This is a genomic window from Dolichospermum flos-aquae CCAP 1403/13F, from assembly GCF_012516395.1.
GTDB classification, from domain to species: domain Bacteria; phylum Cyanobacteriota; class Cyanobacteriia; order Cyanobacteriales; family Nostocaceae; genus Dolichospermum; species Dolichospermum lemmermannii.
In genome coordinates, this window is sequence record NZ_CP051206.1 from 1,775,030 (window position 1) to 1,790,541 (window position 15,512).

A 15,512-nucleotide genomic window follows, 5' to 3' on the forward strand; every position below is an offset into this window, starting at 1 on the left:
GACCGTGCTAATTTCACAGCATGGTCTTGACGTTTCCTACTTATTTTGAGGTGGCGTTTTCCTAAAACCTATCTAGCTTTGCCCCGATGCTCTTTCAGCACTAGTAGGCTGTCAAATTTATTTTGACGGGTTTTTGGTAGTGCGGGCATACTATGCCCGCACCACCTTTGTACATCATAAGAGCGGAAACCGCTGTATTAAGCAAAGAAATATTCACGAGGAACCAGTCACAGACATTATTTCGTGTCTGTGGCTCGAATTTATTTTTCTAAATGGGCAGGAGGAGAATCGAACTCCTATGACCTCACGGCCGCCGCATTTTGAGTGCGGTGCGTCTACCAATTCCGCCACCCGCCCTTGGGTGTCACTCTTACAAGTATAGCCTATTTTTTTTAGTTTGGCAAGAGGTAATTAGATTTAATTTAGAAATTTTTTGGTAATTGGTTCACCAAACTAGAATCAATATCTCCCAAACTGGCACAACCACTCAGAGCCATTGCCAAATTTAACTCATCTTGTAATAGGGAAATGATGTGAGATACGCCAATTTTTCCAGCTACCGCTAATCCCCATAACACTGGACGGCCAATGAGTACGGCTTTAGCACCGTAAGCTAAGGCTTTGAGGATATCTGTACCCCGACGGATACCACCATCCAATAGGACTTCGGCTTTACCGTCCACTGCGGCGATAATATCAGGTAAAGCATCCAAAGAAGCGATCGCTCCATCTAATTGTCTACCACCGTGATTAGAAACTACAATTGCTTGCGCTCCATATTCTACAGCCCGCACAGCATCATCAGCCCGTAAAATTCCTTTCACTACCAAAGGTAGGGGACTCAGAGATTGTAACCATTCCAAATCCTTCCAAGTGACTGCGGGGTTAATTTGTTGAGCAAAATAAGTCAATAAACCAGATTCTCCTGGTGCTTGGGGAATGTCCAAACCAGAGATATTAGTTAAATTAGCGGGATGTAAGCCAGGAGGTAAAGTGAACTCATTGCGCTGATCTCGTTCTCTTTTTCCCAATATAGGCGCATCTACCGTCAGACAAATTGCTTTGTATCCTGCGGTGTATGCTCGTTGCACCAAAGCCTGAGTTAAACCCTGATCTTTATGGATGTAAAGCTGAAACCATTGCAAACCTTTGGCAACTGTGGCAACTTCTTCTAAACTCTTGGTAGCAAGGGTACTCAACACCATGCCCACACCTGCGATTTCTGCTGCTAAAGCTGTAGCAATTTCTCCTTCTGGATCAGCCAGACATTGAAAAGCCATGGGTGCGATTAATAGGGGTAATTGCAAAGATTCCCCTAAAACCTGGGTAGTGAGGTTAATTTTACTAACATCAACTAACATTTTCGGACGAAGTTTCACTCTTGTAAAAGCAGCGAGATTATCCCGCAATGTCACTTCATCCCATGCACCACTGCTGTAATAATCAAAAGCCATCTGGGAAAGATGCTCTTTTGCTAGTTGTTCGTATCCAAATAAATTAATCGCTGATAAAGAATTCATATCTTGATTGACTCTAGCAAAATCTACCAATTCCTCCATCCACCTTGAGATATAGTTTCACTTTTGTGATTAATGCCGTGATTTTGCACTAATTTTTGGTACTCTTGACTACCTGCCCAACGGTCAATTTCCCTAGCTCGTAATACGGGGACAGGATGGCTTAATTGGGCTGTACGGGCGGATTTGACCATTTCTCCCAATTCCGTTTTACTAATGTCATCATAGGCACGAGCTTGATCTATAAAGGCCTCTAAATTGAGTTGGGGGGCTAAACTGGGAGAACCGCCGGCTAACTTCATTAATACTGACATGACAACTTTCGGATTTTGGGTAGCTAACAAAGCGGCGCGATCGCAGGTAAACTCAGCACAGCGGACCCATTCTAATAATTGTGACTGAATAGCTTGAGCCAAAACAGCACCGACATTTGGGACAATGGCAGCAGCTAAAATCAATAAATTCACAGGTGTTAAATACACGCTATGATCACATTTAAGATGACCTAATTCATGGGCAATTACAGCCTGTATCTCTTCAGGGGTGAGGATTTCAATCAAGGATGTATGAATAACCACAAAAGGCTGTTTACCTCGCATGGCAAAGGTGTAAGCGTTAGGGGCTGGATGTTGACGCACATATAACTGAGGTGGATCAATATCCAGAATTTGACAAGCTTCTAATAATAATTTGTGTAAATCAGGAAGTTGTTTTTCTCCTACTAAAATACTAGAAGCGATATTTTCCACATAGAAAACCTGTTCGGCCATGGGACCGAGCAAATTTCTCACCATCATATCTAAACCGGGAATTTGTTTGAGAGTTTTAGTAGCTTCCAAGTCCAGAGGATGACGGAATGAGTCTGCTTTTAAGCCTGTAAGCGAGGTTTTGAGTAAGGACATAGTATTTAAAGTAAGAGAAAATGTGAATTCTAGTGTTTTTGACATAACAAAATCCAAGATGATCGAGGATTTTGTTGGGTTTCCTTGCGTCAACCCAACCTACGATACGATGTTGATTTCTATGGTTCTAACTAACTTGTGCTTCAGGAATACCTACGGGACAAGCTACGTTAGTACCACCTAAACCACAATAACCACCGGGGTTTTTGGCTAAATATTGCTGATGGTATTCTTCAGCATAGTAAAATTCTGGTGCATCTAAAATTTCTGTGGTAATTTTGCCATAATCGGCGCTGGTAAGGGCTGATTGATAAGCGTTCTGTGATGTTACGGCTAATTCTTTTTGCTCTTGTGAATAAACGTAAATTCCTGAACGGTATTGAGTACCAGCATCATTACCTTGACGCATTCCTTGGGTGGGGTTGTGGCTTTCCCAGAACACTTTCAATAGTTGGGAATAAGTAATGATTTTGGGGTCAAACACTACTAATACTACTTCATTATGACCTGTCATGCCACTACATACTTCTTGATAGGTGGGGTTGGGTGTGTAACCAGCCGCATAACCTACCGCAGTGGTGTAAACTCCTTCTTGTTGCCAGAATTTGCGTTCTGCTCCCCAAAAACAGCCTAAACCAAACATGGCGGTTTCTAAACCTGCGGGAAAAGGTGCTTTGAGGGGATTTTTATTAACATAATGTTGTGCGGGTACTCGCATCACTTCTGCACGTCCTGATAGGGCTTGCTCAGGTGTAGGTATGGCTGACTTTTTGCCAAATCCGAATATTCCCATGATTTTTAATTTGTATTATGTTTGATTGCTATTCTTTTTTATTGTAAAGATTTTTGTAGCTAGTCGGAGATTTATCAACCTCAAATTCCACACCAAATACTTCTGCAAAACATTGATTGACAAAAGGACGGACTTGGTTACAGGTAATGTCAGGAATCCATTTGGCTAAACTGCTGACTGGTTTATCAATAATGCCACAGGGGATAATTTGTTTAAATCCTGTCATGTCTGGACAAACATTTAAGGAGAAACCGTGCATGGTAATCCATTTACTCACTTTTATGCCGATGGCAGCAATCTTGTATCCTTCTAGCCAAACTCCGGTAAAACCAGGAATCCGTTCTCCTTTCAAGTCGTAATTTGCTAAAACGCGAATTAATACTTCCTCAAGTTGACGCAAGTACCAATGCAAGTCTTGACGATAACGGCGTAAGTTTAAAATGGGATAACCTACCAATTGTCCGGGACAATGATAGGTAACTTCGCCGCCTCTTTCAATGCGATGCACATCATAATCACTTTTGTCAAGATTAAATTTAATAAATTCTGGATTTGCTGCTGTCCCCAAGGTGTAGACTGGGGGATGTTCTAGTAGAATTAAGACATCATCTAGTTCTGGATTGTGAATGCGTTCTGCAACGAGCGATCGCTGCCACTGATGAGCGGTTTCATAAGGCATTACGCCAACATTATATAGTAAACAACGGTACGGGTTCAATTGAGTGCTAGGAATCATCAGTGAATAGGTGATAAGCAAGAAAGAGGCAAGAGGTAAGACACCCGATAAGTAAGTGGGTGTTAAAAAATGTAAAAATATAATATAAACCTAACCCCCCAACCCCCTTCCCTACCAGGGAAGGGGGAGTCAAAGCCTCTCCCCTCGTAGGGGACAGGTTTGGAGAGAGGTTTTATATTTAATTGTGTCAAGCTACTTACCTCTTATTTCCCAAAAATATAACGAACAAATGTCAAGCTATGCAAAGGATCTTAAAGGAACGTCAAGGAAATATATTTTATAAACCACAAGGTGCTAGTTTGAATATATAACCTGAATGGGCGTTGGGAGAAGAGCAATAAGCTAAGACAATACCAGCTAATTTACTGACTGATGGCAACTTAAAAATTTATTTGTATCAATCAGGATCAAATTTCCCAAAATGGTTGTATTCTCTATACAATAGTGAACAAGACTGGGGGACAAAAAAAGGGTTCCTTTTAGGAACTACGGTCAGAAACGGTAAGTTCTACCGAGATTGCCTGTGGAGCGGAAAAACCTCTTAGAAGCCATTCTAAGACCGTGATGAAGCAGGAAGTAAACACTAAGGTTGTCGCTGTCCAGATGTGTCTAGACTTTGGTAATTTTGGGTAAGTTTTATAGAACGGCAAGCACTCCTATTTTGGTAAAGTTCCATAGAACTAGGCGTTTAAAAGAAATATATCTCAAAAGGCCTAATTCAATAGTTTTGCTTCAAACAGCCAATTCCTTGGTAAACAGTTGGAAACAAGACGATAAATAGCGCAAACATGACGATGTAAGAAGTGTTAAAAATGCTAAAAGGCAATGTCTTAGGGATAGGTGGCGATTTATGCTGGTGGCAGTGATAGGCCTTACCGCAATTTCTATTCCTAACTGAAAACATCACATATAATATTGAGCGGGAGAGTTTACATGAAGCTTGTCATCCACGGTAAAAATATTGAAATCACTGATGCAATTCGTGAATATGTGCATCAAAAGATTGAAAAGGCAGTTAGTCACTTCCAGAACATCACCAATCAAGTGGATGTCCATTTAAGCGTAGCTCGCAATCCCCGAATAAGTACGAAGCAAGCGGCAGAAGTAACTATTTATGCTAATGGTAGTGTGATCCGTGCGGAAGAAAGCAGCGAAAGCTTATATGCAAGTATTGACCTAGTTGCAGACAAAATTGCTCGGCAATTGCGGAAATATAAGGAAAAAAGGCAGGATCATAAAACTCAACCTATATCAACTAACGAAGTAGTAGCACCCGAACCTGTTGCAGCGGATTTAATAGGCGATCGCACCGCTGAATTACCCCAAGAGGTTGTTCGCACCAAATACTTCTCCATGCCACCAATGACATTGGCAGAAGCGCAAGAACAACTGCAACTGGTGGGACATGACTTTTATATGTTTCATAATGCAGAAAGTGGAGAGATTAACGTCATTTATGAACGTAATCACGGCGGTTATGGAGTAATTCAACCTCGTAATAACGGTAACGGCAACGGTAAAAATGGCAAATCTGCTCATGTTGGTGTAGCAGAAAAATCTAGAGTTTAATTATCGAGAGTCTCAGATCCCCGACTTCTCAGAGAAGTCGGGGATCTTAATTTATGCTGCTAGTTGTTGCAGGGTTTTCAATGCTTCTTCAACGTGGCCTTTAAAGTTCAACATGGAATCAAGTACATACTGAACCACACCATTTTGGTCAATCACATAGGTAACTCGGCCGGGAATAAAACCAAAAGCAGTAGTTGCACCATATTGTTTTCGGACTTTATCACCTTGATCACTTAAAAGTGTAAAAGGCAAATTGTATTTATTTGCAAACTTTTGATGAGAGTCGCTAGAGTCACCACTCACACCAATAACTTCAGCACCAGCGGCTTGAAATACTGCATATTGATCTCGAAAAGCGCAAGATTCTATAGTACATCCTGGTGTATCATCCTTGGGATAAAAATAGAGAACAACGGATTTTTTACCCCGAAAGTCTGCCAAGCTAACATTTTCGCCGTTTTGGGTAGGTAGACTAAAATTAGGTGCGGTATCTCCAACTTTGATAGCCATATTAAAAAATTTAAACTTCAAACATTACTTAATAAAAGTTTACCCTGTAACTTAGCTTCTAGGATTTTCCTTGATAAAGTGCATCAGGAGGAGTAAGGTGAGATTCTTAAATAAGATATTCCGTCTATGCGTCTGAGTTCCCTTGATGTGTTTCGTGGTATTACCATCGCTGCAATGATTCTTGCTAATATGGCCGGAGTTGCAGGTGATGTTTATGTTTATCGTCCCCTCAGTCATTCCGAATGGCACGGTTGTACACCCACTGACTTAATATTTCCCTGCTTTTTATTCATTGTTGGTGTGGCTATGACGTTTTCTTTAGCAAAATATACCGCAGAGAACAAGCCCACCAAAGCAGTTTATTTACGCATCCTGCGCCGCACTGCGATTCTGTTTATATTGGGTTTAGTATTAAATGGTTTTTGGAATCAAGGTGTTTGGACTTTTGATTTAAGTAGTATCCGCTTGATGGGGGTATTGCAACGGATTGCTTTAACTTATCTTTTTGCATCTTTAATAGTTTTAAAATTACCTCGCAAAAGTCAATGGTTAGTAGCAGGAGGATTACTAATTGCTTATTGGTTGACAATGATGTATATTCCTGTTCCTGATTATGGTGCAGGAGTGCTAACGAGAGAAGGTAATTTTGGCGCATTTATTGACAGATTAATTATTCCCAAGGCACATTTATATAAAGGTGATGGGTTTAATTTCCTGGGAGATCCTGAAGGACTTTTCAGCACTATTCCGGCAATAGTTAGCGTTTTAGCCGGTTATTTTACTGGGGAATGGATTAAAGATAAAAAACAGGCTACTTCACAAACTAGCATGGATTTAGTCTTGTTTGGTTTGTGTTGTTTGGTAATTGCAATTATTTGGGATGTGGCATTTCCCATTAATAAGAAAATTTGGACGAGTTCCTATGTTTTATTTACCACTGGTTGGGCGTTAATGTTATTAGCAGCTTGTTATGAATTGATAGAAGTGAGGTTAATTAAACGCTGGAGTAAGCCTTTTGAGATCATGGGATTAAATGCGATCGCTCTTTTTGTAGCATCTGTAATCTTGATTAAAATCACTGCAAAAACCCAACTTGGTACAGGTGAAACTGCTGTGAGTATCTATAATTGGATTTACCAAAATATCTTTGCATCTTGGGCAGGAAATTTCAACGGCTCATTTTTGTTTGCACTTGTTACCCTGTTATTTTGGTATGGTGTTGCTGTATTGATGTATCAGAAACGCTGGTTTATTAAAGTGTAAATAAACCTATTGTGGGACGGGCATCTTGCCTGTCCAAATTCTGTAAATTCACTAATGAAACCTTTGAGGAAAATTCATTCTTTCGCTTCAAAATTAACTTTATCATAGATATCTTCCAGTGAAATTTGACAATCAATAGAAGCTAAATTTAAAGAATCCTGACTATTTGAATATTCTGAAAAAATCCATTTGTTATTATCAGTTTTGGAATATTGTTCAACGTGCATTGTATATTGGTCAATTAAAATATATTCTTGAAAACTAGAAATAGTTCGATAAGCAGCAAACTTTTCATCTTTATCATAGCTTTTAGTTGAATTTGATAACACCTCAGCAATCATCACAGGATTAGTAATAGTGTCTTTTCTTCCTTCTTCAAAAACTAAAGGAGTTTGGACAACCATAATATCAGGATAAGTGTGAATTTTTCTGTTAGGAATCCAAAGCCGTTGATCTGTAACAAAAACTTGATAAGGTTGACGTTTAAGAAGAAAATTGAGTGTACCGCTGAAATTAAGTGCAAGTTGGTTGTGATCTGGTGTTCCGCCTGTCATGGGTATAATCAATCCATCAATATATTCATGTCGTTGATCAGAATTAACTTCTATTTCTAGATATTCTGCGGGTGAATAGTAGCGTGTTTCTTGTGCAATAGTCATGATATTTTAACTCCCAAGGTTGCAAGTTGTTGATTCATTCAAATAGTGTAGTAAATCCTTCTTGGGTAAAGTGTCTGTCATGAGTTAGTATTTCAGTAATGCCTAATTGCTTCATAGTTTGCATAGAAATACAATCTGTGAGGCTGTATTCTTTGTCAGCACGTTGTTTATAAAGTTCAAGCCCTGCTAAAAATGTTTCATGAGTTTGGGGGATAATCTGCACATAATCATTGTGCAAAATATCTTGAACTCTATTAATAGCATTTTGCCTTGTTTTACTATCATAAGTTGAGAAGAAATTGAGAAACTCTGTTAACACTTCATCCGTTGTTACTAGATAAACAGAAGCAAGGTTTTTACTATAATTTATTACGGTTAAATGCCATTCATCTTTAGGATTAAATAAGGCAACCCAGTAAAAAGTATCTACGAATAATGTTTTCATAATTATTGTTTGGGTTTACCGTAAAGATAATGATCAATTTGTGCTGCACCATCTGTAGGTAATTGGGCAATAACTTCTTCTGGTAAATCTTGATTACCTTCTGCAAATATTTCCCAAATTGGTTTACTTTTATGTTGATCTTCACTAGATTCTATAGTTAATTGATTCGCAGAATTAGACTCATTAGTTTGTTGATTTCTTCTGTTTTTAGCAAATAATAAAAAATCCAACAATTCTTCAATGAGATTTTCTGATGTTTGTTCGATTTCTCTGATTAGTTGTTCTTTAGCTGTCATGGTTTTACCTCATTTCAGATTTTATTCATCTAGGGAATTAATACCCAAGGCTGCAAGTTGTTGGTTTATCCAAGCTGTGGCTGTGGCTTCGTCGGTTTCAATGGCTTTTTCTACTCCTATTTTAGCAATTTCTAGGAGTTGTTTGGATTTTAGTTTTAGTGAAAATGATGATTTTATATTCTCAACAATCTTTTGCTGTTGATTTCTTGGCAAGATTGGAATTAGTAAATTGGCTAAATCTGGTTGAGAAATACTGTAGTAAGCTACACCATGAACTCTACGCTCAACCTGTAAATAACCAAATTTTGAATTTAGAAATAGGCTAACATACTCTGGCAGAATTGTTTCTTTATAGATCGAATTTAAACGTACAAGCATAATTTCACTACTAATAATTCCGTTAACTTCTAGTTCTGTAACTACTGCGGAATTACCAAAGCTGCCTTTTCGAGTAAAAAGGATATCTCCTACTTGTAAACCTACAGGTTTATCAACATCATTCATCGAGATGGGGATTTTTACAGCACTTTCAAGATTAATTAGTCCGTTTTTTACATCACCAACACAAATATAAGGTGCAGGGCAAGCGCATCTTATTTTTAGAATGCTTACTGGACAAAGGTTTTGACGATTGTTAATTTTTGTAACTAAAGGTTGAAACCCTTGCTGGGCATGGATTACAGAATTTAGGTGCGTTTGCCCTGATATAAGGTGTGCCTTCTTCTGTATATTCCCGATAATCAAAACCATTTTGAATTGGTTCAATTAATGAGCCTAAATTTTCAGATTGAAAGCCACAGTTTTTAATGAATTTTTCTGCTTGATCATATTTCGGTTGATAATATTCAGCATAAATACCCCTTCCCAATGTTTTTTCGCCCTATCAAATAAATCTTGAATCTTATTTTTTAATGCTGTTTCTGTTTGTCCAGTATTTCTAAATTCTAATAAGCGAGTTTTCTTATTATTTCCTCTACCAGAAAGCCATTCATCATATAATTTAGTAAAAATCAGTTTGAATAATTCTTCAAAAACGTCAACTCCAGCATTAGCTAAAACCTCATCTTCCATTTATTCAATTAAGGCTTTTAGAGATTTTTTCTCGTTGACGAGTTTATCTTTTTTGATTAAATCTTCTAATGTAAATCTTTCATTGAGAATATCTGCTAAAGTTTGGTTCGCATTAGGAATATCTGTAATATCTTCAAAATAATTGGGATCTTTACGCTGATAATAAGAAATTTGATTTCCATTTGTCCAAACCCCAATCGGTGCGCCTGTTGCATTACAATAGGAACGTAATTGGTCTTTACCGTCTTTTAACTTTGGCTTTTTTAGTTCGACAATAATATAAGGTACATTTGGTCTGTCTTTATCAAAAATAGCAATATCAGCCTTTTTCTTTTCTCTTCCAAAGGTGACAGCATACTCAATTGCTATCCGATTAACTGGATAATGATAACGTTGAGTTAAGACTTGTAGATAAAGCTGTCTTACCGCTTCCTCTGGTGTTAATTTAATTTCTTTATCACGCACTAAGCAGTTAATATAAGCTACATCACCGCTTTTTGTTTGCTTAATGGTAATAGATTTTTCCAAGGTGTCAATTTCTTGGGGTGTGAATTGAGAAAGCTTGTAATTAGAGTCTTTGAAAATTGCAGCAAGATTCATAGAGTTTTTAGTTTTAATTCAATTCGCTAAATGCTGAGAAGTTCCAGGAATATAGGAACTCTCAATCTAGCTTAAATTAGTATAAAACTAATGGGGACTTTTACCCAACAAAATCAACCCATCAATTAAACCACAACCTCTTCAGCTTCCAACACATTAATTTCATCCAAAATCCGCCAAATTTCCTGCATCATTGCATCTAAACCAGTGCGAGTTACCGCAGAAATTGTAAAAACTGGCGCAAAAGCCAGATGATTTAATTGCATAGCTAAAGCTTCCAAATCAACAGTTTCCCTATCAACAGCATCTATTTTATTCAAAGCTAAAATCTGCGGACGTTTAGCTAAACCTCGTCCATAAGCTTTCAGTTCTTCTTGAATAGTATGAAAATCAGCGATGATATCTTCACTTGTCGCATCAATTAAGTGTAATAAAACCCTTGTCCGTTCAATGTGACGCAAGAAATCATGACCTAAACCCGCACCATGAGAAGCACCTGCAATTAAACCGGGAATATCAGCAAAAACAGTACCATCACCCGTGGGTTTTTTTACCACACCCAAATTAGGAATTAAGGTAGTAAAAGGATAATCAGCGATTTTCGGACGTGCGGCTGATAAAGAAGAAATTAAAGTAGATTTACCCGCATTTGGTAAACCAATAATTCCTACTTCTGCTAACAATTTCAACTCTAAACGTAATACCTTCTTTTCCCCTTCTAACCCAGGAAGTGCATATTCGGGGACGCGGTTACTATTACTCAAAAAATGTTGGTTTCCTAGCCCACCTTTACCACCTTTAGCAACCTGAAAACTTTGACCAGGTTCAACTATATCGCATAGTAAAGCACTCGTTGCCGCATCATAAACAGAAGTACCACAGGGAACTTCAACAATTAAATCTTTTCCACCTGCACCGGTACAATTATTCGGTCCACCACGTTCTCCATTTTGCGCCTTAAACAAATGCTTATATCGAAAATCTAACAAGGTTTGGAGGTTGCTATCACCTACAAAAATGATTGAACCGCCTCTTCCGCCATTACCACCGGAAGGACCACCTGCTGGTACATATTTCTCTCTGCGGAAAGCAACAATACCATCGCCTCCGTCACCTGCTTCTACTTCAATTACTGATTGGTCTATAAATTGCATAATTAGTCAGTTGTCAGTTGTCAGTTGTTAGTTGTCAGTTGTCAATTACGCTAACAATTGACTACTAACAACTAATTTAAATATAAGGTGTAACATCCTCGCCACAGTCATCTGCTAGGTAGGAAAGGGCGCGAAAGCGTAAACCTACCATTTGTTCATAAAGGGGGTTAATTTTACACAATGGCGGAATATGAACTATTTTCCGGCCGAATAGAGTTACATCTCTTTCAAAGGGACACTGGGAAGGAATCATCTTACACAAAAATTTCGCCACTCTGGGGTCTTGAATATCTAAACCGTCTAACCACTGACGCAAGGGACGTAAGGCATCTGGGTGTGGGGCTTGAAGTCCAGTAGAGGGGAAATTGTTTGTTTGTGCGGTATCTTCTAGGGTATGACGTAGAGCCGTGAGTAAACTTTCTTGCAGTTCTAATTTTTGACACAATTGCTGAAGCAGGTCATCTTCACTAGGTGAGTATATACCATCAGCGATCGCTACCATTACCGCTGTCCGCAAGAAATTTTCCGCTACAGGCGTACCTTTACCCAATATAGCCGCTAATTCATCTGGTTCAATTATCTCTAGAGTATTCCAATCAACAGCAGGGGCTAATTCATCTTTGGTCAGATTAGTAATTAATTCCTGTTCTTGAGTATCAAAGTTACCATCAGCCCAAGCAATGGTCAGTAATCCACGTAACCAAGCAATAATTTGTTCGCTACTGTAAGGAGTTTGAGCAGTAGTTGTCATAAAAACTCAGTCCTGTAATTTTTATTAGTCAATATTAAGTTACCTTGAAGATAACTAAATTTCTGTACATTTAATTGGTGAAAATAAAGTAAATGTAGTCCAACATGATCAGGAATTTTGTTGGGTTTCCTTGCTTCAACTCAACCTCCGAGATAAAAACTTTTTAGCCTGAACTAAGCAGTATTGATTCACAACGACATAAAATATGGATATAATTGATTATGTTTCTCATTAATTAGGTATAAAGTATGTTCTCCTTTGGTATTGAACATGAAGTTGCTTTTCTCAATCATCAAGGAAAATTCGCAGATTTCCAGAATACAAAATTTGCAGATTTTCAGCAAATTGTTGACAAATTACCTATCTATCCCACTGACTACCCACAATTAAGAGTTGGTGATGCTGGGATTAAGAAAAAGCGGTGGTATATTGAAGGATTTGAAAGATTTAGCGACTCTGAAGAAGTAATTGACTGTGTAGCTAAAGGTATTGAAATTAGAACAACTATCCACTCTACTATTCAAGGAGCAATTGATGAATTAACCGCAAGTTTTATTTTATTACGTGATGTTGCTGCTAATTTTGGTTTTTCACCTGTTTTAGCCAGTTTTAATCCCTATACTTGCGTATTTAAACCACAACCCCCATTAAATGATTTTGAAATTAGGCAATTACAAGCTTATCCAGATGAACAAACTGCTCATATTTATATGGTTTCCTATGGACCAGATTTAAATATTTCTATGGCAAATTTATCTACTGAAAGGTTAATTGACATTGGTAAAAAGTTAACTTATTACAGCCCTTACATCATTCCTTTTAGTTATAGTTCTCCTTTTTATAATGGTGGTTTATGGGAAGGTTTATCAGTGAGGACATTTATTAGAACAGGAAAAAGATCCGCAACATTAGTTTTTTTAGAAACAGCAGAAGAACTGATTAAAAGTGTGCCTTCATTAACAAAAATTGCCCGCATTCCCTCAGAAGTAGGACGGATAGAATTTAAAGCTTGTGATAGTTGTGATAATTTCGCTATTTATGCAGGTTTATTAGCTTTATTAAAAGGTTTAGTATTAGATGAAACTTTACCAGGTAGAGCTATGATACCTGATGCTAATTTACACCAAATTTCGGCAAAATCAGGCTTTGAAAATGAAGACATTTTCCTTAACTCTTACAAACTTTTACAAGTTGCTGAAATTGCCCTTAAAGATGATCCCGATCTTGAATTTTTAACTCCATTAAAAGTCATTTTATCCGAGAAAAAAACAAAATCTCATGAATTAATTCAGTTGTTCCAAAATTTAGGTTCAATTGAAGCCACTCTCAAGAAAAGTTATAACAGGTAATAGGTAATATTTACCAATCACCAATGACCAATGACGAATTACTTTTTCTTTTCCTCCTTTTCCTGACTAGGAGGAATTTGTTCAATAGGAATTAGTGATTCCATCACAGTTTTCACAATTGGTGCAGCTACTGTAGAACCATAGGCATTTTCTCCCTTTGGTTCATCCACAACTGCAAACACTACATAACGAGGAGATTCCACGGGCAAAATAGCGACAAAACTGGTAATTCTTGCACCCTTAATATATCCACCATTAGGACTAGCTTTTTGGGCCGTTCCCGTTTTTCCACCAATGCGATATCCGGAAATTTTTGCAGCTTTACCAGTACCCACATTCACTACTGTTTCCATCATTTCCACAACCTTTTGAGTAGTTGTAGCTGAAAAAATTTGCCGTGGTTCTGGGAGAGTCAGTGAATAGTGCGTTACTCCTTGACTATCAATTAATCCTCGGACTACATGAGGTGTCACTAATTTGCCCCCATTAGCTAATGCACCATGTAGTTGTACCAGTTGTAGTGGAGTTAGAGAAAAACCTTGTCCAAAAGATGTTGTGGCTGGTTCAATGGTTGAAGAGATAAATTGTTCTTGACTTTTTAGTTGACCCATAACTTCAAAGGGTAAATCCGTTTCAACTTTTTGTCCTAGTCCTAAACGTTCTAGCCAGTTGTAGTATATGGATGGTTTTAATCGTTGAATGATTCTCACCATGCCAATGTTACTAGAAGTTTGTAAAATCTCAGGAATAGTTAATCGGCGATAACCAGTTTTTTCGGCATTTTTGATCGTATGTATCCCGATTTTAATCGAACCAGGATCTTCAAAAGTATCGTCTGGTTTGATTGCACCATTTTCTAGAGCGATCGCCACATTTACAGGTTTAAAAGTTGATCCCGGTTCATAAAGATCAGCCACAGTCCAATTTCTAAACAGAGAAATATCAGATTTAGCATATTGATTTGGGTTATAGGTAGGTTGGGAAACCAAAGCAAGTATTGAACCATCAACCGCATCCATGACAACCACTGCGCCTCGTTTGGCACTAAATTTAGTCATTTGTTCTTTTAATGCCCCACGGGCTACCCGTTGCACACGGCTATCAATAGTTAATTGCAGTTTTAAATCATCAAAATGCAGAAATCCCTCAGTCGCATAATCCGGCATCAATGACCCATTACCAGACTTACTCATCCGAACTGTTTGTCCAGAACGTTCTAGTAACTTCTCCTGACTATATTCCACACCAGCCTGACCACGACGGTCAAGATTAACATAGCCCACCACATCTGCTACCAAATCATCTTGGGGATAAAATCGAGAGTATTTTTGAATAAACTCGAACCCATTCAAGCGGAGTGATATCAACTTATCAGTAATATCTTCAGAAACACCAGAAGCTAGTAAAATTCCACTGCGTTTACTTTGGAATATTTTAACTAAATCAGCCTTTTCTCTGCCAATAACTGGACCAATTTTCTCAGCAATTTCCTCCTGGGATAGATCAAATAACTTGGGATGGCTATAGACATTATAAACAGGACGGTCAATAGCCAATATATTATTACCCCGATCTACTACCGGACGACGGGGCATATAAGGGCGTAAATTGACCATTTGCTGGTTTCGTGCCTTTTGAGTCAGCTTTTTTCCCTGAACAATTTGTAACTGATATAAGTTAAATGCCAACCCTAGCATGGCAATCATTAACACACCCCACACAGCCAACAATCGTAATTTAATATTGGGTGGGTTTTCCGGTATTTTCGGATCAATATTTCCTATTTGAGATTGTTTAGAGAACTTTCGTTGTCGTCTGAATTCTAAATTACGTAAATTTCTCAATTTTGTTTTAATTGATGACTTCACCATTAGAGCAACATATAAGTTAGGGAATA

General features: G+C 38.1%; 17 protein-coding genes and 1 tRNA gene. 3 read left to right on the top strand and 15 right to left on the bottom strand.

The genetic code is table 11. The features are described 5' to 3' along the window. Positions 1 to 273 precede the first annotated feature (273 nt). From HGD76_RS08660 to lipB, 5 genes are all read right to left on the bottom strand, one after another. Positions 274 to 357, bottom strand: a tRNA-Leu gene (locus HGD76_RS08660). A gap of 65 nt (positions 358 to 422) precedes the next feature. After that, positions 423 to 1,520, bottom strand: coding sequence for a glycolate oxidase (locus tag HGD76_RS08665; protein ID WP_148764097.1), 1,098 nt, complete (start codon positions 1,518 to 1,520; stop codon positions 423 to 425). A gap of 23 nt (positions 1,521 to 1,543) precedes the next feature. Beyond that, a complete protein-coding gene (locus HGD76_RS08670) occupies positions 1,544 to 2,419 on the bottom strand; it encodes a M48 family metallopeptidase (protein ID WP_148767025.1) in 876 nt (291 codons plus the stop codon). 127 nt (positions 2,420 to 2,546) lie between these two features. Next, positions 2,547 to 3,212 carry a peptide-methionine (S)-S-oxide reductase MsrA gene (gene msrA / locus HGD76_RS08675; protein WP_148764095.1) on the bottom strand — a complete coding sequence of 222 codons (666 nt, stop codon included), beginning with the start codon at positions 3,210 to 3,212 and terminating at the stop codon, positions 2,547 to 2,549. Between the two features lie 28 nt (positions 3,213 to 3,240). Next, positions 3,241 to 3,948, bottom strand: a complete 708-nt coding sequence (gene lipB / locus HGD76_RS08680; protein ID WP_168695542.1) for a lipoyl(octanoyl) transferase LipB — start codon at positions 3,946 to 3,948, stop codon at positions 3,241 to 3,243. Positions 3,949 to 4,881: 933 nt separating this feature from the next. Between lipB and hpf the strand changes: the two genes are divergently transcribed. Continuing rightward, positions 4,882 to 5,517 (top strand): ribosome hibernation-promoting factor, HPF/YfiA family, encoded by a 636-nt coding sequence (gene hpf / locus HGD76_RS08685; RefSeq protein WP_168695543.1) that lies wholly within the window; start codon positions 4,882 to 4,884, stop codon positions 5,515 to 5,517. A gap of 51 nt (positions 5,518 to 5,568) precedes the next feature. On the opposite strand, the gene HGD76_RS08690 is transcribed toward hpf, so the two are convergent. After that, the gene (locus HGD76_RS08690) at positions 5,569 to 6,027 is read right to left on the bottom strand and encodes a peroxiredoxin (protein ID WP_168695544.1); all 459 of its coding nucleotides are present in this window, start codon (positions 6,025 to 6,027) and stop codon (positions 5,569 to 5,571) included. A 126-nt stretch (positions 6,028 to 6,153) separates the two neighbouring features. Here HGD76_RS08690 and HGD76_RS08695 point away from each other — a divergent pair, with 126 nt between their 5' ends. Further along, positions 6,154 to 7,290 carry an acyltransferase family protein gene (locus HGD76_RS08695; RefSeq protein WP_168695545.1) on the top strand — a complete coding sequence of 379 codons (1,137 nt, stop codon included), beginning with the start codon at positions 6,154 to 6,156 and terminating at the stop codon, positions 7,288 to 7,290. Positions 7,291 to 7,364: 74 nt separating this feature from the next. Here HGD76_RS08695 and HGD76_RS08700 read toward each other — a convergent pair whose 3' ends face one another. From HGD76_RS08700 to HGD76_RS08730, 8 genes are all read right to left on the bottom strand, one after another. Continuing rightward, positions 7,365 to 7,949 carry a Uma2 family endonuclease gene (locus HGD76_RS08700; protein ID WP_168695546.1) on the bottom strand — a complete coding sequence of 195 codons (585 nt, stop codon included), beginning with the start codon at positions 7,947 to 7,949 and terminating at the stop codon, positions 7,365 to 7,367. Between the two features lie 34 nt (positions 7,950 to 7,983). After that, complete coding sequence (locus HGD76_RS08705; protein ID WP_168695547.1) at positions 7,984 to 8,394, bottom strand: type II toxin-antitoxin system VapC family toxin; 411 nt, start codon at positions 8,392 to 8,394, stop codon at positions 7,984 to 7,986. A gap of 2 nt (positions 8,395 to 8,396) precedes the next feature. Beyond that, positions 8,397 to 8,690 carry a hypothetical protein gene (locus HGD76_RS08710; RefSeq protein ID WP_168695548.1) on the bottom strand — a complete coding sequence of 98 codons (294 nt, stop codon included), beginning with the start codon at positions 8,688 to 8,690 and terminating at the stop codon, positions 8,397 to 8,399. Positions 8,691 to 8,711: 21 nt separating this feature from the next. Next, on the bottom strand, positions 8,712 to 9,440 hold the full coding sequence (locus HGD76_RS08715; protein ID WP_168695549.1) for a restriction endonuclease subunit S: 729 nt from the start codon (positions 9,438 to 9,440) through the stop codon (positions 8,712 to 8,714). Positions 9,441 to 9,464: 24 nt separating this feature from the next. Further along, positions 9,465 to 9,761 carry a hypothetical protein gene (locus HGD76_RS25270; protein ID WP_233467121.1) on the bottom strand — a complete coding sequence of 99 codons (297 nt, stop codon included), beginning with the start codon at positions 9,759 to 9,761 and terminating at the stop codon, positions 9,465 to 9,467. Continuing rightward, positions 9,762 to 10,361, bottom strand: coding sequence for a type I restriction enzyme HsdR N-terminal domain-containing protein (locus HGD76_RS08720; protein ID WP_233467122.1), 600 nt, complete (start codon positions 10,359 to 10,361; stop codon positions 9,762 to 9,764). It lies immediately after the preceding gene. A 125-nt stretch (positions 10,362 to 10,486) separates the two neighbouring features. Continuing rightward, complete coding sequence (gene obgE / locus HGD76_RS08725; protein WP_168695550.1) at positions 10,487 to 11,515, bottom strand: GTPase ObgE; 1,029 nt, start codon at positions 11,513 to 11,515, stop codon at positions 10,487 to 10,489. A gap of 76 nt (positions 11,516 to 11,591) precedes the next feature. Further along, positions 11,592 to 12,266, bottom strand: coding sequence for a Mo-dependent nitrogenase C-terminal domain-containing protein (locus HGD76_RS08730; protein WP_168695551.1), 675 nt, complete (start codon positions 12,264 to 12,266; stop codon positions 11,592 to 11,594). Between the two features lie 248 nt (positions 12,267 to 12,514). On the opposite strand from HGD76_RS08730, the gene HGD76_RS08735 reads away from it, so the two are divergent. Continuing rightward, positions 12,515 to 13,615, top strand: coding sequence for a glutamate--cysteine ligase (locus HGD76_RS08735; RefSeq protein ID WP_148764074.1), 1,101 nt, complete (start codon positions 12,515 to 12,517; stop codon positions 13,613 to 13,615). 38 nt (positions 13,616 to 13,653) lie between these two features. Here HGD76_RS08735 and HGD76_RS08740 read toward each other — a convergent pair whose 3' ends face one another. Next, positions 13,654 to 15,486 (bottom strand): peptidoglycan D,D-transpeptidase FtsI family protein, encoded by a 1,833-nt coding sequence (locus tag HGD76_RS08740; RefSeq protein WP_168695552.1) that lies wholly within the window; start codon positions 15,484 to 15,486, stop codon positions 13,654 to 13,656. Positions 15,487 to 15,512 lie beyond the last annotated feature (26 nt).

Excerpts from the sequence above, each read along its gene's own strand:
- HGD76_RS08720 (WP_233467122.1), bottom strand. The coding sequence starts at position 10,361 with ATGAATCTTGCTGCAATTTTCAAAGACTCTAATTACAAGCTTTCTCAA.
- HGD76_RS08690 (WP_168695544.1), bottom strand. The coding sequence starts at position 6,027 with ATGGCTATCAAAGTTGGAGATACCGCACCTAATTTTAGTCTACCTACC.
- HGD76_RS08735 (WP_148764074.1), top strand. The coding sequence starts at position 12,515 with ATGTTCTCCTTTGGTATTGAACATGAAGTTGCTTTTCTCAATCATCAA.
- obgE (WP_168695550.1), bottom strand. The coding sequence starts at position 11,515 with ATGCAATTTATAGACCAATCAGTAATTGAAGTAGAAGCAGGTGACGGA.
- HGD76_RS08710 (WP_168695548.1), bottom strand. The coding sequence starts at position 8,690 with ATGACAGCTAAAGAACAACTAATCAGAGAAATCGAACAAACATCAGAA.
- lipB (WP_168695542.1), bottom strand. The coding sequence starts at position 3,948 with ATGATTCCTAGCACTCAATTGAACCCGTACCGTTGTTTACTATATAAT.
- HGD76_RS08700 (WP_168695546.1), bottom strand. The coding sequence starts at position 7,949 with ATGACTATTGCACAAGAAACACGCTACTATTCACCCGCAGAATATCTA.
- HGD76_RS08715 (WP_168695549.1), bottom strand. The coding sequence starts at position 9,440 with ATGGTTTTGATTATCGGGAATATACAGAAGAAGGCACACCTTATATCA.
- HGD76_RS08740 (WP_168695552.1), bottom strand. The coding sequence starts at position 15,486 with ATGGTGAAGTCATCAATTAAAACAAAATTGAGAAATTTACGTAATTTA.
- HGD76_RS08665 (WP_148764097.1), bottom strand. The coding sequence starts at position 1,520 with ATGAATTCTTTATCAGCGATTAATTTATTTGGATACGAACAACTAGCA.
- HGD76_RS25270 (WP_233467121.1), bottom strand. The coding sequence starts at position 9,761 with ATGGAAGATGAGGTTTTAGCTAATGCTGGAGTTGACGTTTTTGAAGAA.
- hpf (WP_168695543.1), top strand. The coding sequence starts at position 4,882 with ATGAAGCTTGTCATCCACGGTAAAAATATTGAAATCACTGATGCAATT.
- HGD76_RS08670 (WP_148767025.1), bottom strand. The coding sequence starts at position 2,419 with ATGTCCTTACTCAAAACCTCGCTTACAGGCTTAAAAGCAGACTCATTC.
- msrA (WP_148764095.1), bottom strand. The coding sequence starts at position 3,212 with ATGGGAATATTCGGATTTGGCAAAAAGTCAGCCATACCTACACCTGAG.
- HGD76_RS08705 (WP_168695547.1), bottom strand. The coding sequence starts at position 8,394 with ATGAAAACATTATTCGTAGATACTTTTTACTGGGTTGCCTTATTTAAT.
- HGD76_RS08695 (WP_168695545.1), top strand. The coding sequence starts at position 6,154 with ATGCGTCTGAGTTCCCTTGATGTGTTTCGTGGTATTACCATCGCTGCA.
- HGD76_RS08730 (WP_168695551.1), bottom strand. The coding sequence starts at position 12,266 with ATGACAACTACTGCTCAAACTCCTTACAGTAGCGAACAAATTATTGCT.